Annotated in this window: 16 protein-coding genes; 8 read left to right on the top strand and 8 right to left on the bottom strand. The window is 47.8% G+C overall.

Going from position 1 to position 16451, the window contains the following annotated elements; all coding sequences use genetic code 11:
* Positions 1–89 precede the first annotated feature (89 nt).
* Positions 90–782 carry a hypothetical protein gene (locus tag NX722_RS26325; protein ID WP_262565799.1) on the top strand — a complete coding sequence of 231 codons (693 nt, stop codon included), beginning with the start codon at positions 90–92 and terminating at the stop codon, positions 780–782.
* A 39-nt stretch (positions 783–821) separates the two neighbouring features.
* Here the strand turns inward: NX722_RS26325 and NX722_RS26320 are convergent, their stop codons facing one another.
* Positions 822–1490: a hypothetical protein gene (locus NX722_RS26320; RefSeq protein ID WP_262565798.1), complete on the bottom strand. Its 669-nt coding sequence runs from the start codon at positions 1488–1490 to the stop codon at positions 822–824.
* 206 nt (positions 1491–1696) lie between these two features.
* Here NX722_RS26320 and NX722_RS26315 point away from each other — a divergent pair, with 206 nt between their 5' ends.
* Together NX722_RS26315 and NX722_RS26310 are read left to right on the top strand one after the other, a co-directional pair.
* The gene (locus NX722_RS26315) at positions 1697–2614 is read left to right on the top strand and encodes a sugar phosphate isomerase/epimerase family protein (protein ID WP_262565797.1); all 918 of its coding nucleotides are present in this window, start codon (positions 1697–1699) and stop codon (positions 2612–2614) included.
* Between the two features lie 162 nt (positions 2615–2776).
* A complete protein-coding gene (locus NX722_RS26310) occupies positions 2777–3523 on the top strand; it encodes a sulfite exporter TauE/SafE family protein (protein ID WP_262565796.1) in 747 nt (248 codons plus the stop codon).
* Positions 3524–3621: 98 nt separating this feature from the next.
* On the opposite strand, the gene NX722_RS26305 is transcribed toward NX722_RS26310, so the two are convergent.
* Positions 3622–4746, bottom strand: a complete 1125-nt coding sequence (locus NX722_RS26305; RefSeq protein WP_262565795.1) for an RNA-guided endonuclease InsQ/TnpB family protein — start codon at positions 4744–4746, stop codon at positions 3622–3624.
* Positions 4747–4879: 133 nt separating this feature from the next.
* Complete coding sequence (locus tag NX722_RS26300) at positions 4880–5902, bottom strand: LacI family DNA-binding transcriptional regulator (RefSeq protein WP_262565794.1); 1023 nt, start codon at positions 5900–5902, stop codon at positions 4880–4882.
* Between the two features lie 356 nt (positions 5903–6258).
* On the opposite strand from NX722_RS26300, the gene NX722_RS26295 reads away from it, so the two are divergent.
* Genes NX722_RS26295 through tatC form a run of 3 tightly spaced genes read left to right on the top strand, consistent with a single transcriptional unit; the run spans position 6259 to position 7639 of the window.
* Positions 6259–6453 (top strand): Sec-independent protein translocase subunit TatA, encoded by a 195-nt coding sequence (locus tag NX722_RS26295; protein WP_407648045.1) that lies wholly within the window; start codon positions 6259–6261, stop codon positions 6451–6453.
* A gap of 11 nt (positions 6454–6464) precedes the next feature.
* The gene (gene tatB, locus NX722_RS26290) at positions 6465–6884 is read left to right on the top strand and encodes a Sec-independent protein translocase protein TatB (protein ID WP_262565793.1); all 420 of its coding nucleotides are present in this window, start codon (positions 6465–6467) and stop codon (positions 6882–6884) included.
* The gene (gene tatC / locus NX722_RS26285; protein ID WP_262565792.1) at positions 6881–7639 is read left to right on the top strand and encodes a twin-arginine translocase subunit TatC; all 759 of its coding nucleotides are present in this window, start codon (positions 6881–6883) and stop codon (positions 7637–7639) included. Before tatB ends, tatC begins: the two co-directional genes overlap by 4 nt.
* Before the next feature lie 116 nt (positions 7640–7755).
* On the opposite strand, the gene NX722_RS26280 is transcribed toward tatC, so the two are convergent.
* Both NX722_RS26280 and NX722_RS26275 read right to left on the bottom strand, forming a co-directional pair.
* Positions 7756–8235 carry a 2TM domain-containing protein gene (locus NX722_RS26280; RefSeq protein ID WP_262565791.1) on the bottom strand — a complete coding sequence of 160 codons (480 nt, stop codon included), beginning with the start codon at positions 8233–8235 and terminating at the stop codon, positions 7756–7758.
* A 579-nt stretch (positions 8236–8814) separates the two neighbouring features.
* A complete protein-coding gene (locus NX722_RS26275; RefSeq protein WP_262565790.1) occupies positions 8815–9330 on the bottom strand; it encodes a GNAT family N-acetyltransferase in 516 nt (171 codons plus the stop codon).
* Between the two features lie 297 nt (positions 9331–9627).
* Between NX722_RS26275 and NX722_RS26270 the strand changes: the two genes are divergently transcribed.
* A complete protein-coding gene (locus NX722_RS26270) occupies positions 9628–10041 on the top strand; it encodes a hypothetical protein (RefSeq protein ID WP_262565789.1) in 414 nt (137 codons plus the stop codon).
* Positions 10042–10104: 63 nt separating this feature from the next.
* Here the strand turns inward: NX722_RS26270 and chrA are convergent, their stop codons facing one another.
* Positions 10105–11280: a chromate efflux transporter gene (gene chrA / locus NX722_RS26265; RefSeq protein ID WP_262565788.1), complete on the bottom strand. Its 1176-nt coding sequence runs from the start codon at positions 11278–11280 to the stop codon at positions 10105–10107.
* A gap of 101 nt (positions 11281–11381) precedes the next feature.
* Here chrA and NX722_RS26260 point away from each other — a divergent pair, with 101 nt between their 5' ends.
* Positions 11382–12131 carry a YdcF family protein gene (locus NX722_RS26260; protein ID WP_262565787.1) on the top strand — a complete coding sequence of 250 codons (750 nt, stop codon included), beginning with the start codon at positions 11382–11384 and terminating at the stop codon, positions 12129–12131.
* 320 nt (positions 12132–12451) lie between these two features.
* Here NX722_RS26260 and NX722_RS26255 read toward each other — a convergent pair whose 3' ends face one another.
* Both NX722_RS26255 and NX722_RS26250 read right to left on the bottom strand, forming a co-directional pair.
* Positions 12452–13867, bottom strand: coding sequence for a class II fumarate hydratase (locus NX722_RS26255; protein WP_262568728.1), 1416 nt, complete (start codon positions 13865–13867; stop codon positions 12452–12454).
* Between the two features lie 16 nt (positions 13868–13883).
* Positions 13884–15350, bottom strand: coding sequence for a serpin family protein (locus NX722_RS26250; RefSeq protein ID WP_262565786.1), 1467 nt, complete (start codon positions 15348–15350; stop codon positions 13884–13886).
* Between the last annotated feature and the right edge of the window lie 1101 nt (positions 15351–16451).

The raw sequence follows: 16451 nt of genomic DNA, 5'->3' as shown, positions 1-16451 counted from the left end.
CGGCCATCAGCAATATTGTAAAACCGGCGGTGGAGCGTTGGCAGCATCGGTACAGCTCCGCCATTGAGGCTTATATTCAGTCAAAGGACATGTTCGAGCGCACCAAAAAGACCAACGATGCAGTGCTGGTCGCCAACGCTGAAAACAGCTTCAAAGAATGTAAACAGGAAAAAGACCGGCTGGAAATTTTCAGGAAGGATTTAGGCAGCTTTACCCGCTTCTATGAGTTTATGTCCCAGATCGTGGACTACGACGATAAAGAACTGGAAAAACTCAGTCTGTACGCCCGTTACCTGCGTCCGCTGCTGCGGGAAAGAGTTGTGCAGGAAGACGACATTGATCTGGATAACGTGGTGATGAGCCATTATCGTCTATCCAAAATCCGCCAGCAGGACATTGAGTTAAAGGAAGATGCCCCCGAATATAAGTTAGAGCCGTCGTCGGATATGGGGTCAGCCAAGGCCAAAGACAAGAAAGAGGAGTTTCTGTCGCAAATCCTGAGCAAGCTGAATGAGCTGTTCATCACCGACAATCTGAGTGACGGCGATCTGATCAACTACGCCTACACGGTTCGGGACAAACTGGCCGAAAACGACACGGTCATGAAACAGATTGAAAATAATACTGCCGAACAGGCACTGCTGGGCGATTTCCCCCATGCCATTGATGATGCGGTGATGGACAGCAACGAAGCCCATCAGGAAATGATGATGCAGTACCTTTCCAACCCGGAGGTGCAGCGGGGGTTTGCCAGGGTTGTGTTTGATATGTTGAGGGGGTAGTTTAAACGGCACACTGCTCTGCCTGCGGTGATTCAACGCTCATGAGAATTGGGATTGCTCGCCTGAGAGGCTGGCAGGCTCAGTGTCCGATACAACCCTGTGGAGATACCACGGCCCTCCCATTAATTTATGGAGAACCCGAGCAACTCGTAATTCTAGTTGTAAGAGAAATATACTTTGATCGCTATATGAAAAAAGTCCACGATTAGGTTCAAACATCTCCATATGGTTACCTTCATGACGAAAACCTATTGCATGACCGTTATACACGGAGTGGCTGCCTTTCTCGTTGAAGAACAACAATATGTAGTGCCCGGGCTTGCTTAATACCCAGTTGACAACTATTTCGGGGTTGAAATGACCATGCCCGATCATGCGCTCCTGAGTTATAAGGTTCTGGCTTTGTAATAAATAAATCAGGCCAGAGCCGTAATCCTGCTTTTTGGAGTTAAACAGCGTTTTGTTTACGTAAGCCGACTGGACTACTCCCATTAAATGCACAGTCCCCAGCTCAGTGGCACTCGAAAGCCCTCTCCCATCTGTAGCGATACTTTTTTTTATCCAGACCGCCACCATGCTTGAGCAACAACCAACCCTGCTAAAAGATGCAGTTACCTGTTGGTCACCGTCAGAGGAAGTAGATTGTTTCCATCGGGCTTCAGTTGAGTACACATTGTCCATGGAGAAAATACGATTAATAAGGCCCATTAGTAGCTCTCCTGTACGCAACGAACCGGGAATGCCTGGCGAATATCGGTTTCAAGCAAAAAAAACAAGTATCTGCTGTATAAATGAAAATAAACGACAAAAACAATGTCCGCTATCAATGCCTGTAATTAGTTTCCTTTGGTATATATCAGTTCATGAGTCGTGTCATGCCATAGAAATAATTAACGACAGGCAGGAAACTGATCATGATAAATACAAATACGAAATACGATCGCTACCGTTTTGCCGCTGCCCCTTGCTCCTGGGGTATAGGCAATCCGCAATGTCCGGACAGCCCGGTGTGGCGAAATCTGTTGCAGGAAGCTTCAGAGGCGGGTTACTCGAGTATTGAGCTTGGGCCTTATGGTTATTTTCCCACCGATGGCAGCATGCTGAAAGACGAGCTGAGAATACGGGGCATGTCGGTTATCTCAGGCAGGGTCTATGAAGCGTTGTGGGATAGAACCCGGCTGGAAGAAACCCTGTCCAAAACCCGCAAGGTCTGCCAGCTGCTTCATGCTGTGGGAGCAAAACAGCTGGTGATTGTTGATGCGGTCAATGATATCCGCGAGCGTTTTGCCGGTATCAGTGAGCAGGCGCCAAGATTGGACAAGCCCAGATGGCGCACTATGATGTCAACTATTCGCTGCATTGCTGATATCGCTATGTACGACTATGGTATCAGAGCCGTTGTACACCCTCATGCAGGCAGCTATCTGGAATTTGATGATGAAATCTCGCGGATGCTGGAGGATGTACCTTACGAAAAAGCTGGCCTGTGCCTGGATACAGGACACTTTGTGTATGCGGGTCTTGAGCCTGCCCAGTGGATGAAGGAGTGTACGTTCCGGCTTGAGCATGTTCACTTTAAGGATGTCTGTAACCAGCGCCTTGAATACTGCCTGAACAGCCAGATGGTCGGGTTTAAGGACGCTTGTGATTTTGGTGTTCTGCGGTCTGTGGGTGAAGGTGATATAGACTACTGTGCAATTAAAAGCGCTTTAGACCGGGTGGAGTACGATGGCTGGATAACGCTGCAACAGCTTCGTGATCCCAACTCTGAAGTCACCCCGTTTGAAGATGTTCGCCGAAGTCTGAATCATCTGCGTGAATTAGGTTTCTGAGCAGTCTGCGATACTACTATTACGACGAGAGTCTTACGACGAGAGTCTTGCGTCGAGAGTCTTGCGTCGAGAGTCTTATGTCGAGAGTCTTATGTCGCGAGGTATTGCTAGTATGAGCCGTGTATGTTCTGCACGGCTTTTTTGTTGGAGTGAGAAGAGAGTATGGATTTTGGTGTGCCACTGTTACCGTTTTTATTAGCTGCTGTGCCTGCGGTTCTTATCGCTGCTGTGGGAAAGGGCGGCCTGGGTAACGCGATGGGGGTAATGGCTGTTCCTCTTATGTCACTGGTTATTCCACCGATTCAGGCGGCTGCCATTCTTCTGCCGTTACTGCTCATCATGGATCTGTTTGCCATCTGGGGGTGGAGAGGGTTTGTTGACTGGAATATTCTGAAGGTCATTATGCTACCGGGCTTAATGGGGGTGGGGCTTGGGTTACTGATTTTTTATCAACTGCCTGAGAATGCCGTTCGCTTTCTGATTGGTAGCATCGCTATTCTGTTTTGCTTCCATCAGTTTTTCTCAAAAGGTACCGCGCCCGATAAACCCAGCCGCCTTAAGGGCGTTTTCTGGGCAACAGTCAGTGGGTTCACCAGTTTTGGTGTCCATGCAGGAGGGGCGCCGCTTAGTGTGTACATGCTGCCCCTCAAATTAGATAAAAAGGTACTGAGTGGTACGATGGCGATATTTTTCGGAGTGGTGAATCTCTCGAAGATTCCAGCTTATGGCGGTTTGGGTGAGCTGGGTGTCGATAACCTCATACTGTCGGCTATTCTTTTACCCCTCTGTCCACTGGGTGTTTTTGCAGGCATGAAACTGGTGCATCGCATCCGTGAGGATATTTTTTACAAGGTGCTTTACACCGGGCTGCTGATAACCGGTGCAAAACTCATTATGGATGCGCTGTGATTCATACCTCATTGACATCCTCCCCGCCCTGAAGGACGGGGATTCCTGTTCGTCACCAAACAGGCTTCCTGCTTCGACACGCCTTCTCTAGATTGCAGCTAGGCTGCAACCCCCGTTCCAGTCGCTCCACAGGCCAACCCCGCCAGCCCGGCGGTTTTGATATTGATTGCCGCATTAATATCCCTGTCGTGAAGGGTATTGCACTTCGGGCATTTCCATTCACGGATAGACAACGGCAAACTTTCATGGATGAATCCGCAACTGGAGCAACGCCTGGAGCTGGGAAAGAATCGGTCTATCTGAACAACAATCCTTTCTGCCCACTCGGCTTTGTACTGCAACTGCCGTACAAATTCACCCCAGTTTGCATCAGCTATATGCTTTGCCAGTTTTGGATTTTTGATCATGCCTTTCACATTCAGGGACTCTACACAAACAACTTGGTTCTCGTTAATTAGTTTGCGGGATGCTTTATGAGTAGCATCCATCCGGCAATCAGCTATTTTCGCATGAAGGCGGGCAACCTTGAGCTTTGCTTTAGCTCGGTTGTTACTGCTTTTCTGCTTTTTCACCAGCTTACGCTGAAGGTAGGCGAGCTTTTGCTCGTAGCGCTTGGTGTGTCTTGGATTACCGGATTTTTGGCCGTCTGAAGTGACGAACAGATCATTTAAGCCTAAATCAATGCCCACTGTCTTGTTAGAAATAGGCATTGGTTTAGCTTCAAACTCGCACAGCATGGATACAAAGTAGCGTCCAGCTCTGTCTTTGCTGATGGTTATGCTGGTAGGCTCTGACGATAGCTCTCTGCTCCAGCGGATATTCAAAGGCTCTTTGCTTTTAGCTATGAATAGCTGACCTTCTTTGTACTTGAAAGCAGAAGCGGCAAAAGTAGCACTCTGCTTTGCGTGTCTCTTTTTGAAAGTGGGGTATTTCGCCCGACCTTCCCAGAAGTTTTTGAAGGCGGTTTGCTGGTGTCGTAGTGCTTGCTGAACAGGTACAGAAGAAACATCTTTCAACCACTGGTACTCAGGGTTCTTTTTCAGCTCTGTAAGCTGCTTCGAGGCGGCATTGTAATTAATACTACAACCATTGTTGTAGTACTCATCAGTACGCCAGCGAAGGATATGGTTGTAAACGAACCGAATACAGCCAAACGTCTGAGCAAGCAAGGTTTCCTGCTCAGGCGTTGGGTAAAATCTGTATTTGAAAGCTCGTTTATTCATGCTTACAAGTTTATATCAAAAAATGTAAAATCTTCAAGTATCTTCTATAAGCAGTCTTCCAGACTGCTCGCTATCCATCCCCGCACTAAAAGTACGGGGTTTTCCGCTAGTTTCGATAAGTGCCGTCAGGGATTTACTTCAGGCAGCGTACCGATTCCCTGATTTTAATCTCAGGCATAAACTCCCTGACCAGTTTTGGTTGCTCAGGCTCATGTTCGCCAGCGAGTGCCAGAGCCAGAGACGCAGCCGCTGTGCCCATCGCTTCAATGGGATAGCGGACAGTGGTCAGGCCAGGGTTAAGGAAGTGTGCCAGCAGTACGTCATCAACCCCCATCACTGATACGTCGTTTGGCACCTGAACTTTGCGTTCCCTTAATGCCATCATGCAACCAGCCGCCATCGCGTCGTTGTAAGCAAAGATAGCGGTAAATTCAACCTTACGGTTCAGCAGCTCAATGGTGGCGTCATAGCCTCCCTTTTCGTCAGGCTGGTTTTTACTGAGCAATCCAGCGTCCGGGAATATGCTGTGAGCCAGCAAGGCATCCTGATAGCCCTGATAGCGGTCACGGGTATCTTCGAGTTCAAGGTGTTTGTTTTCTGAAGAGCGGGCGATAAATGCAATATGCCGATGTCCGTGTTCAAGCAGATAGCGGGTCGCCATCTCTCCGGCTCTACGGTTGTCGAGATAGATGCAACGTTCCTCAAATCCCTGCATTCTTCGATTGATAATGACCGAGCTGGTTTGAGACTCAAGCAGTTCCATCACCTTATAGTCAGAGAGCGCTTTGGAATGAACGACAATGGCATCACATCGGCGGTCAATCAAAGAGAGGATAGCTTCTTTTTCCCTTTCCGGATCGTGGTGGCCTGAGCTGACTAACAGCTGTTTGTTATAGTGACTGGCAACCTTTTCAACACCGCGCATAAGCAGGCTGAAGAAAGGATCACCCAGATCGCCGACCACCAGGCCCAGAGTATCGGATTTATTGCTGACCAGAGCCTTGGCAAAGCTGTTCGGTTTGTAGTCAAGCTCAGACATGGCTCGCACTACAGCCTCTTTTTTGCTCCGTGCAACACCTGCCGTATTGTTTACAACGCGGGAAACAGTAGATATGGAGACTCCCGCCAGTTTTGCGACATCTTTTATATTAGCCACTTTCGCACCACGTCAGTGAACTCATCATACTGTTGATTGTGCCAGACTGGCTATCTGGTATGTTGCCTTGCATCAAAGTTTAGAAAAGCTTTGCACAAAACCGAACAAAAAAGTGCAATAAGTGAAATGGTACAATCTCTTTGTAAGGACTTCGCATCCGTGGGTTGATCTGGATCAACAAACCTATTGCATTATGGTGGGGTTGTATTGATTCCTGTTGTTTTTAGCTGTGGATGGTTAAGAATCTACTATCCACTATTTGTATTGTTCTTAATGACTAGCTGAGACTACTGATTGTTCTGTCGTTGTACTGTCGAGTATGCTTCGTTGAGTTCGTAATTTTTCAGGAGAGTGTTATGGGTCTGGGTGGAATCAGTATCTGGCAGCTGGTGATTATTCTGTTGATTGTCGTGATGTTGTTCGGTACCAAAAAGCTAAAGACACTGGGCAGTGATCTGGGTAGTGCGGTTAAAGGATTTAAGGACGCTACCGCCGATGAAAAGAATGAAGGCCAGGCTTCCGGTAAGGAAATCCCACACGATAAATCCTGAGGTAATGCCCGGTGTTTGATATTGGCTTTGCCGAAATATTGGTCATTGCTCTTCTGGGGCTGGTGGTTCTTGGGCCTGAGAGGCTTCCCCAGGTAATACGTACCGCTGTCCGCTGGCTGCATCACTTCAGGCAGACTGCGCGTAATGTTCGGGAAACCATGGAAAGCGAGCTTAATATTGAAGAAATCAAACAGGATTTGCATTTCAAGGATATTGAACGACAATTGCAGGGTGTAAAACAGCAGGCTTCTGAGGCAGGGGAGAGTATGAATAATATGTCGTCCCAGTTGCAGAAAGAACTTGATCGTTCTCTCAGTCAGCAGCTTGATAGCAAGGAGCAGCTTGATAAGAAGGAGCAGCTTGATAAGAAGGAGCTGCTTGATAGCAAGGAAGGCTCGTCGGTTAAGAGTCAGTCAGGAGGCAAACCATGACTTCCAGTGCAAGTACCGGCGACAGGGAGCAGCCACTGATCCAGCATCTGCTGGAGCTGAGAACCCGTATTATTCGCAGCACAGTGGTTATATTGATTGTGTTTGCCGGACTGTTTTACTTTTCCAGCGATATTTACGAGTTCATATCACAGCCGTTGCGGGTCTATCTGCCTGAAGGTGCCAGCATGATTGCGACCGATGTCGCATCGCCTTTTCTGGCTCCCTTCAAGCTGACACTGGTATTGTCTCTGTTTATCGCTGTCCCCTACATTCTGCACCAGGTCTGGGCATTTATTTCACCGGGGCTGTATCAACATGAAAAGCGTCTGGCGGTACCGCTGCTGATCGCCAGTGTCCTGTTGTTTTACGGCGGAATGGCGTTCGCTTATTTTGTGGTTTTCCCACTGGTATTTGGTTTCTTTACCAGTATTGGCCCTGAAAGCGTGACGGTGATGACTGACATTAACAGTTATCTGAATTTTATTTTGAAGCTGTTTTTTGCTTTTGGCCTGGCTTTTGAAATTCCGGTTGCGACGGTGCTGTTGATCTGGTCTGGCGTATCGGATATTGATTCTCTGGCAAAGAAACGCCCCTATGTCATTGTCGGGTGTTTTGTTCTGGGGATGTTGCTAACACCACCGGATGTCATTTCCCAGACACTGCTGGCGGGGCCGATGTGGCTGTTGTTTGAAATAGGTATTTTATTTGCCCGCCTGAATCCGGCTGTTTCTGCAAAGCGAGCTGAAGCTGAATAGCTCATCAGTCAGTTGTGATCAATAAAAAGCTCTTACCAGTTTCCAGGCTTCATCATCAGAAGTCTGGAAACTGGTAAGAGCCATTGACGACTAAGTGAACGAGTGGAATATATTTGTCATTTGTCGTTTTTCGAGTTTTTACCGAGTCTTTTCTCTATCTGTTTCCGTTCCCAGTTCGGCCCAAAAAGGTTAAAGACTTCAAAAACGCTGAGACCATGAGAGACAACACCAACTCCCCAACCCAATGCGACCCACTTAGCCCATAAGTAATCAGGCGATACGAAAAAATTCAGAATAAAAAGAGCACCGACGATCAAAGCATAAGAAGTGGCATGGGAGTAAAATGCCTTGATATCACGAACATGCTCTATTACTTGCTGCTCTTCTGTTGATAACTTTGTTTCAGTGCTCATCTCATTTTCCCCGGACAGTTCTGACAGGTCAATCTGAAAAACCGCAGCTAAAGATTTCAATGACTCAAGGCTGGCCTTTTGTCCCCGTTCGATACGTTGAACGGTTCGGATACTCAATCCACTGAGTTCTGATAGCTGTTCCTGCGACCAGCCACGTTCAAGCCTTAGTTTCCTGACAATCATAAATATTCCTTCTACGGCTGGAGAGCATCGTCGCATAAAAGTCTGTCTGTCGGTGACGACATTTATACGACAGAAATATGACATTTCTTTTTTTTACGGTGCCTATTCCATCATCTAAGATATACTGTTTCTCTGTGGGTTACAGGCGCATGAGCTTTATACAAAAAGCCACTTTATACATATCACTATCTCTTTTCCCTACATTACTGGTTGGTGATGATATAATGATTTACAACGTCCAAATAGATAATAATCCGTTTATAATAAAGCTTGAAATTTATCCAGAACCCCATAGTGCCAGAAGATTCGTGCTTCCCATATGGTCTCTGTACAGTACTGTTGGTTCGATACTTCTTTATACCCTGAGAGATGTAAGGTTAGATTTGCAAAGAATGATCCTGACCGCCAGATTGATTGGTCAAGATATCGACTCGGAACTTTCCTTCCAGATAATTTCATATGATTGCTACCGGAGGTAACAGAGCTGAACGGAGCAGTATCAAGTCTGGGTTTGCTTAACCCTTATCCCTAATGCGGCTTCTTGCAGGGCAGATCGGTAATGCTTTCGTGGATGTCAATTCATGCTCGTGACCAATAGCGGGCAATATTTATACCTGAGGTTTTCCCAAACCTGGTTGATTCGTATTCACCACCATTTTTTTCAATAACTTTTCTTGACGCAACGTTATTTTCATCAGCCGTGATAAGAATTTCTTTTATGTTTAATTTCCTTGCTTCTAAAAGACCCAATTGAAGCATTAAAGTACCAAAACCATTTTTCCTATATTTTGGTGCTATATCGTAGCCGATGTGACCAAGTTCTTCTGCAAGATATTTACTATTAATGTTATGGCGTACCCTTAATGCACCTAAAATATTATCATTGTTGTCTATCAACCAGAAATGACTGCATGGTGAATAACCTTGAGGAAGGTTGTTGCCCTTTTTCTGTTCTGACAGTGAGTTAATATATTTTGATAAATCGATTTCAGCATCTGTATACATGAAATATCGATCAGGATCGTTATTTCTGATATCAGTTATAAAAATAGAAAATTCATTTTTTAAATTTTCATTTGGCTCAATTAATTGCATTTTGAACTCTTGTTATTTAATAGCATGTAACACTTGGAAAACCGACTGACCAGCATTTCCCGTTCATCAATTACGCTACCGCCCCTCTCACCGGTAACGAGAAAACTCTGGTTGAAAAATAACCAAACCGTTTAAGTTCCATCGCAACGGTCAGTTGGCAGAGTTTGCCACAATACCTGACTAATGATAACCAGTCTGTTAGAGCTGCTAACTTTTTCAGCAGTAAATTGAACCATTCAGAACTAGGCTTAAAAGTGAAGGAAACTTCTTCATCCACTGAACAAGGAGGTACAGTTTATGTTTGAAGGAATCGGATCACCTGTTAACACTACAACCCGGCAGACCCGCTTACCGGCTCATAACAGGAACACGACATCTAGCGGGCAGACCCGGACAGGTCGCAATGTTGAGCAAAAGTTTGGCTTGATGAATGCCCTGAGCAATTTACTTGAGGGATTGACAGAGTCGTTCAAACCCCTGGGTGATTTTCTCTGTAAACAATGGAAGAGCCTTACCAAGCTTGGCAGAGATACAAAGCATCAGGCTAAGCAGGGACTTTATGATTTGCGTAAAGAAGTCGCTGGTTCAAAACTGGAGCGAGCCAGACTTGAAGCGCAAAAACAGAAAGAAGATCTGCAATACAAAGGAACAGAGCAGGCTGGCGCTATTAAGAACCGCCTTAAGGGTGGCTTTAATCGCCTGTTTGACTAACCCCCAACCCCCCAACCCCCCAACCGGAGTAGCAGCCATCGGCTGCACTCCGAACCCACCCCATCAAAACAGAGCGAATCCAATGCCTGCGTACAGCAGTACCATCAGAGCAACCGGCAACTTCCAGACAGCCAGCAGCAGGTAGGCCAGCAACGCCAGCGCGACATCTTCCGCCCCTTTAATAGCCAATGTAATAACCGGGTCGTACAACGCGGCGAGTAGCAAACCCGTGACCACGGCATTGATACCATTGATGGCAGAACGCAGTGTTGGCATCGCCTTCAGGCGGTTCCAGAATGGCCAGGCGGCAGCCAGCAACAAAAAGGACGGTGCGAACATGGCCACCAGGGCAACCAGAGCGTAACTCAGGTTAAAGCTGCCACCAAAAACACCACCCAGAAAAGGTGCCAGAGTAAACATTGGCCCCGGCACGGCCTGGGCAGCACTGTACCCCACCAGAAACGCGTCAGCTGTGACTCCGGCGTCGTGTACCAGTTCAGCCTGAAGCATGGGCAAAACCACGTGACCACCGCCAAACACCAGAGCGCCAGAGCGGTAGAAACTGTCAAACAACTGTAATGCTGCGTTATCAGACTGTGCGGCGATAACCGGAACTACAAGAATGCCTGCTACAAACAAAGCGGCTGCAGCAAAGGCTATACGCTTACGTCCCTTAACTTCAGGCAGTAGGTTTGTGTCGGTATTCTGGTTGTAAATAACATAACCGGCTATCGCGCCAGCGATAATCACTGTCATCTGCATGGTGACACCGGGCATCATTAACATCAGAGCGGCGGTGATGATCGCCATCGTCACCCGTGGGCGGTCAGGACAGAGAGACTTCCCCATTTTAATCAGCGCATCAGCGACCACAGCCACCGCAAACAGTTTGACACCGTGCAAAATTCCCATGGCGGAGGAAAGCCCAGACACTTCACTGTAACCCATTGCCAGCAAGACCATAAGAATGGCTGAAGGCAGCGTGAAGCCTGTAAAAGCCGCCAACGCACCCGGCAAACCTGCGCGGTCAAAGCCAATGCTGATACCCACCTGACTGCTCGCAGGTCCCGGCAGCATCTGGCACAGGGCAACGGTATCAGCGTATTCCTGTTCACTTAACCACTGTCGTTTTTCAACAAACTCCCGGTGGAAATAACCTATGTGTGCCGTCGGTCCTCCAAAGGCATAGCAGCCCAGAGTCAGAAAGCGGATAAACACGTCAAAACAATTTTTCAGCATGGGGGCGGGCATCTTGTTATTTGGAATCAGGCATTTAAAAAAAAGAATACATTGATTAATCTATTTTAATAAACAAATTCTGGTCTTTTATGAAACCTGTAATGCGATGGTTTTTAAAGCAAAGCCTGCTGCCACCGGTTTTGCTGATATGGATGGTTGCCGTGGGATTGATCTTTAAAACAACACTGGGATGGTTACCCTGGCTGGCATTGCTGGTTTTCTATGGGTTGTCAACAACGCCGGTTGCAACCGTTCTCAGTAAGGGGCTTGAGTGGTATGAAGCCCTTGATACCAAGTCGTCCTGTCAGGAGGCTGATGCCATTGTGATTCTGGGAGGCGGATACCCCCGCTCAACACCGGAGTACGAGGGCTTTCAACCAACCGCCCTGTCTCTGGAGCGCATTCGTTATGGCGCAACGGTGCATCGTCAGTGTGGTGTGCCTTTGCTGGCCAGTGGGGGTGGCGAACGTTCAGAGGCTGAAACCATGGCGGAAATATTGCGCAAAGATTATGGCATCAACGTTCGCTGGCAGGAAAAGCAAAGCCTCACCACCTGGCAGAATGCTCTTTACAGCTATGACATGCTGAGCAGGGATCTGGGGAAGGAAAACCTTCGCATTATTCTGGTGACTCACAGCTGGCACATGCCCCGGTCCGTTTTAAGCTATCAGAAGATGGGCTTTGAGGTCATTCCTGCACCGACCCTGTTCACATGGTCAGAGGTTCCATGGAAAAAACTCCGATACTGGCTGCCTCAGACACGCAACCTGAGAAGTAGTGAACTGGCTCTGCACGAATATCTGGGGCTGATCTGGTACTGGCTCAGTGACCGGCTTCATATCGATAACTGAGCCATCATTTTGAACAAGCGTTTTATCGAATCCACGTAAAACCCCGTACTTTTAGTGCGGGGATGTAAGTGGGGCTTGCGTAGAGTAAGCCTATGCACTATTTTCTTCTTGTCTCTTGCAGACCTACCTCTGGGCTAGAGGAATGTTAAGCCTGCGGAGTTCGTGTGAGACTTGGGGAACATGGGTTGGCTCGTCACCGTAAAAGTTCCCACTGTGGAACTTTTATGCGATAACCAAGCTGTTCCCTGAGCAACGAACTGTGAAACAGGAACCTGTTAGGTGACTAACAGGAATCCCCGTCCTTCAGGGCGGGGAGGATGTCAATGTTTGCTAATGCCCCCTTTAGTGAGCTGGGCAGGGTTAAGAATCTTCCTCAGCTCCTCTTCTGAAAGGTCGGTTTTCTCTTTCGCAACGTCCAGAATAGAGCGTTGTTCCCGGTAAGCCTGTTTGGCAATTTCCGCTGCTTTCATATAACCAATAATCGGATTAAGGGCGGTCACCAGAACCGGGTTACGGTCAAGGGATTTGTTAATGTTCGCTTCCCGTACCCTGAACCCCTTGATGGCCTTGTCAGCCAGAATTGAGCTGGCATTACTGGCAAGCGTAATGGATTGCACAAGGTTATTCGCCACCAGTGGCAACATGACATTCAGTTCAAAGTGGCCGGACTGGGCGGCAATAGTCACTGCGGTATCCAGCCCGATTATCTGGGCTGCCACCATGGTGACGGACTCTGAAATCACCGGATTGATCTTGCCGGGCATAATACTGGAACCCGGTTGCAGTGCAGGCAGTTCAATTTCCCCCATTCCTGCCAGCGGGCCACTGTTCATCCAGCGCAGGTCATTGGCAATCTTCATCAGGCTGACCGCTAATCCCCGCAGGCCTGCAGACAGTTCCAGAGCGGTAGCAGGAACACTCTGGGCTGCAAAAAAATTCGGGGCGGGTGTGAACCGTAACCCGGTGTCTTGTTCCAGGGCATCGCAGACCGTCTGTGAATAGTGGGGGTGAGTATTGGTGCCGGAACCGACCGCTGTTCCACCCAACGTCAGTTGTAACAGACGTTTCTGCGTGGCTTTCAAACGCTCCTGGTCCTGCTGAAGTAACGCTTGCCAGCCCCCCATTTCCTGGGCAAAGGTGACCGGCATGGCGTCCATGGTGTGAGTGCGTCCGGTTTTGACAATCGAACCGATGTCATTGATTCGCCCTTCAAGGGTTCTGATCAGGTGTGAAACCGCAGGCAGAAGCTGGTGCTCCACAAGCAGGGCAGAAGCTACATGAATGGCTGAGGGAATCAGATCATTGCTGCTCTGACCAAGGTTCACATCGTCGTTTGGGCTGACAGGCGCTGTACCGTTGTGTCTGGCAAGGTGGCTGATGACTTCATTGACGTTCATATTGGTGCTGGTGCCGGAACCAGTCTGGTACACATCAATGGGGAACTGGCTGTAAAAAGAACCAGGGTACTCGGCTGCAATGATCTGGTTCGCCGCTTTGGTGATGGACTCTGCCTTGTCGTTTGAGAGCAAACCCAGCGACAGGTTTGCAGACGCAGCGGCTTTTTTGATGTGGGCAATGGCGGTGATAAACGCTTCGGGCAGGGGTTGTCCACTGACCGGAAAGTTATTCACTGCCCGCTGGGTTTGCGCACCATATAACGCATTAGTGGGTACAGCGACTTCTCCCAGGCTGTCTGTTTCGATTCTGACATCGTTTGAGTTGGCTGATGTACTCATGGTGGTGTAAAGCCCTCTATTCATCGGGGTTATTAATTTCAATATGAAAGCACACCATTCCCTCAGAGTTAACGACCAGTGCAGTAAAAGGGCGATTCACTATTATATTATGGTTCGTAGCAATATAAGCTTCGTCGATTCCGGTTTCTGTCATTGCTACGGCCCTTGAGCCTATTTCATCGGATTCAAATACAATTATTTGTCTGGACTCTATATTTGAGACATTGATTGCCGGAGAGGTAAGGTTCGGGCTAAAGCTCTCAGGGGAGACCATCCAGGATAAAGATGTGCCTTGAAGCACAGTATGCAACTCATGAGTGCCACTCACTAAAAAGGCGGGCATGGTCAAACGAATATAAGTACTGCTGGCAGAGTTGACCAGTTGCCTTATCCTCGCTGAATCGAGGTCAGAGGGAGGAGTGGGTGTTGCCCTGTTGGGGGGAATCAGAATAATCATCCGGTCGCCCTCGTTGAGATAGGGGAGAATTATAACTTCCCAGCCAGACGAGTCCTGAGCATAGTTCACACGGACGGGCTCAGCAGATGTCATAGCTGAAATCTGAAGAGTCTGTCCGGAGAGGGTTGTGAAGCTCATCGTGTCACGCGTAAACACATCTCTCCAGTTATGGTTGAAGGTGGCAACGGTCATTGCGACCAGTTGGGCAGTAGGTGAAAACATCAGCCGTGGTGAGAGATTGCCAGGACGGTCATTATCAGGAAAACCCTCCTGTAAGAATTGATTGATTTGCCCATTAACACTATCAGGATGATTCAGGCCACCAGGGAGCAGATAGGATGTTTGTGAATCCGGGTTGAATTGCGGATCTTTAAGGATGTCTGAAAATGTCGCACCATTTCTTGCAAGAAACCACGATGCATCACGATACCCTGAACCTTGCCGACCTCCGGAGGCAAGTAGGCGGTCAGAATTTCTGACTCTGTTGGTTTGTCTGGCGACATCATGGTTTTCCTGCAAATGCGCTGAAACGGTCAGCAAGGTTAAGAGTGAGGCTGTGGCGGTGGGGGAAAAAACCAGATTACGGTTGGTGGTACCTTCGGGTCTTAAAATGTTGGCAAGCTCTGTGGAGAAATCCAGATTATTGCCTATATGCGCTGGTGTAGCCAAGGCAGCTGGTCTTTCTAATGAAAGCTCTCCCACCGACGCTGTTAATCCGGAAACCGCTGGCTGTATGGGCGGTAAATTCTGATCCCGTGAATCGGCAATATAAATAATTCGAAATTCTTCTCCGAAAATAACGTAAGTGCAATGCGGACATGCGCAGGTACGGGAATTTATATTCTCATCTGTAAGTTCACTTGATAAACAACAGATGGGGCAAGCAATACGATGGGAAAAGGCGTTTTGAGAAATTACGAACAGTAACCCTGGCAGAGTGACCAGCAGCAACCAGCGATTAAAAACCAGAAAAATATCGGTGTATAAATTCATTCTATTTCCAGTGTTTGTTTTACCGAAGACCAAAGACTAGCACTGACTTTAAATCCGGCAATTTAAAGGACGGTGAACGAATATTTCCGGATATTTCAGAATGGGTTGAAATACTTTAAAGAGTTATGCCCTGCAACGGCCCCGGTGAGCAACCAGAACAATCATCAGCAGGCTTAATAGCAATACCGGGGATGAGCCAAAGCGCATAAAGGGGGTGACGCCTTTCATATCGTATTTGTTCTCTGACCTGATCCGAGATTTTGCGTCCGTCAATATTATTCATTACTGCCTCATCTATGAAATAGGGGTAGATGGGGCTCACCAACCGCTTACGCCCAAACCAATATAGCTGTAACCTATCAAAATGTTCGGAATATTCATGATGTCTGTTAGCCCGTAATAGTTCAGAAATTCAGTCTCTGAACTGTAAAATCGAAATGGTGCTCTTATCTCAATAGTAAGGTCTGTTACTATGACTCTATCGTTTTGAGCGGTTGAGTTAAGTGAAATCAAAGCAGGCGATGAGCCGATCCTGTCAAAACTGGAGATTATTCTCCTGAGGCCTTCCTGCACATCCTCACTGATGCCTGTTTCCGGCAGTTCTCCATGAGGTGGCAGTTCGTGTCTGATGGAGATAGTGAGTTCAGACGGTTGAAAATATTTGTACTTGAAGTAACAGGCGGCTGTCAAACAAGTTAGCAGGCTACAACATAAAGCACATGCAGTCGCGGCTGAGGCTTGCACAGCCGTTGATACAGCACATTCACCTGCTATTACCTGAGAAGATACTAATCCACCGCACCCTCCACAACCGCAGGTGCATATAATGCTGGTATGATGACGTCTTCGACAATTGCCAATGGTGCAAGCTAGTTGAAGTAAATCCTGAAGGCAGTTTCTCTGGTCGATCAGCCGGTGTACATGCCCCCTTAATGATCGGGCAACCATGATAAATGTATCGATGGACTCCCGGCTCATGGGTATTGGGTCGGGGTGGTGTTCGCTTTCAGGGGCTTCGTTTAAGGTATACCCTGAATAAGTCTGTACAACAGGGTTCTGCACACCTCTTGTGGTGGGATCACAGGTAACTAACGCAGTGCTTACAGGTTGGTGGGGCGTTTCCTGGACTATGTC

This window comes from Endozoicomonas gorgoniicola, from assembly GCF_025562715.2.
In the GTDB taxonomy this organism is placed as follows: domain Bacteria; phylum Pseudomonadota; class Gammaproteobacteria; order Pseudomonadales; family Endozoicomonadaceae; genus Endozoicomonas_A; species Endozoicomonas_A gorgoniicola.
Note: the sequence above shows the minus strand (reverse complement) of the source record. Positions and strands in the feature narration are given on the sequence as shown.

Coding starts and splice junctions, on each gene's coding strand:
- NX722_RS26325 (WP_262565799.1), top strand. CDS start 90: ATGTTCGAGCGCACCAAAAAGACCAACGATGCAGTGCTGGTCGCCAAC.
- NX722_RS26320 (WP_262565798.1), bottom strand. CDS start 1,490: ATGGGCCTTATTAATCGTATTTTCTCCATGGACAATGTGTACTCAACT.
- NX722_RS26315 (WP_262565797.1), top strand. CDS start 1,697: ATGATAAATACAAATACGAAATACGATCGCTACCGTTTTGCCGCTGCC.
- NX722_RS26310 (WP_262565796.1), top strand. CDS start 2,777: ATGGATTTTGGTGTGCCACTGTTACCGTTTTTATTAGCTGCTGTGCCT.
- NX722_RS26305 (WP_262565795.1), bottom strand. CDS start 4,746: ATGAATAAACGAGCTTTCAAATACAGATTTTACCCAACGCCTGAGCAG.
- NX722_RS26295 (WP_407648045.1), top strand. CDS start 6,259: ATGGGTCTGGGTGGAATCAGTATCTGGCAGCTGGTGATTATTCTGTTG.
- tatC (WP_262565792.1), top strand. CDS start 6,881: ATGACTTCCAGTGCAAGTACCGGCGACAGGGAGCAGCCACTGATCCAG.
- NX722_RS26280 (WP_262565791.1), bottom strand. CDS start 8,235: ATGATTGTCAGGAAACTAAGGCTTGAACGTGGCTGGTCGCAGGAACAG.
- NX722_RS26275 (WP_262565790.1), bottom strand. CDS start 9,330: ATGCAATTAATTGAGCCAAATGAAAATTTAAAAAATGAATTTTCTATT.
- NX722_RS26270 (WP_262565789.1), top strand. CDS start 9,628: ATGTTTGAAGGAATCGGATCACCTGTTAACACTACAACCCGGCAGACC.
- chrA (WP_262565788.1), bottom strand. CDS start 11,280: ATGCTGAAAAATTGTTTTGACGTGTTTATCCGCTTTCTGACTCTGGGC.
- NX722_RS26260 (WP_262565787.1), top strand. CDS start 11,382: ATGCGATGGTTTTTAAAGCAAAGCCTGCTGCCACCGGTTTTGCTGATA.
- NX722_RS26255 (WP_262568728.1), bottom strand. CDS start 13,867: ATGAGTACATCAGCCAACTCAAACGATGTCAGAATCGAAACAGACAGC.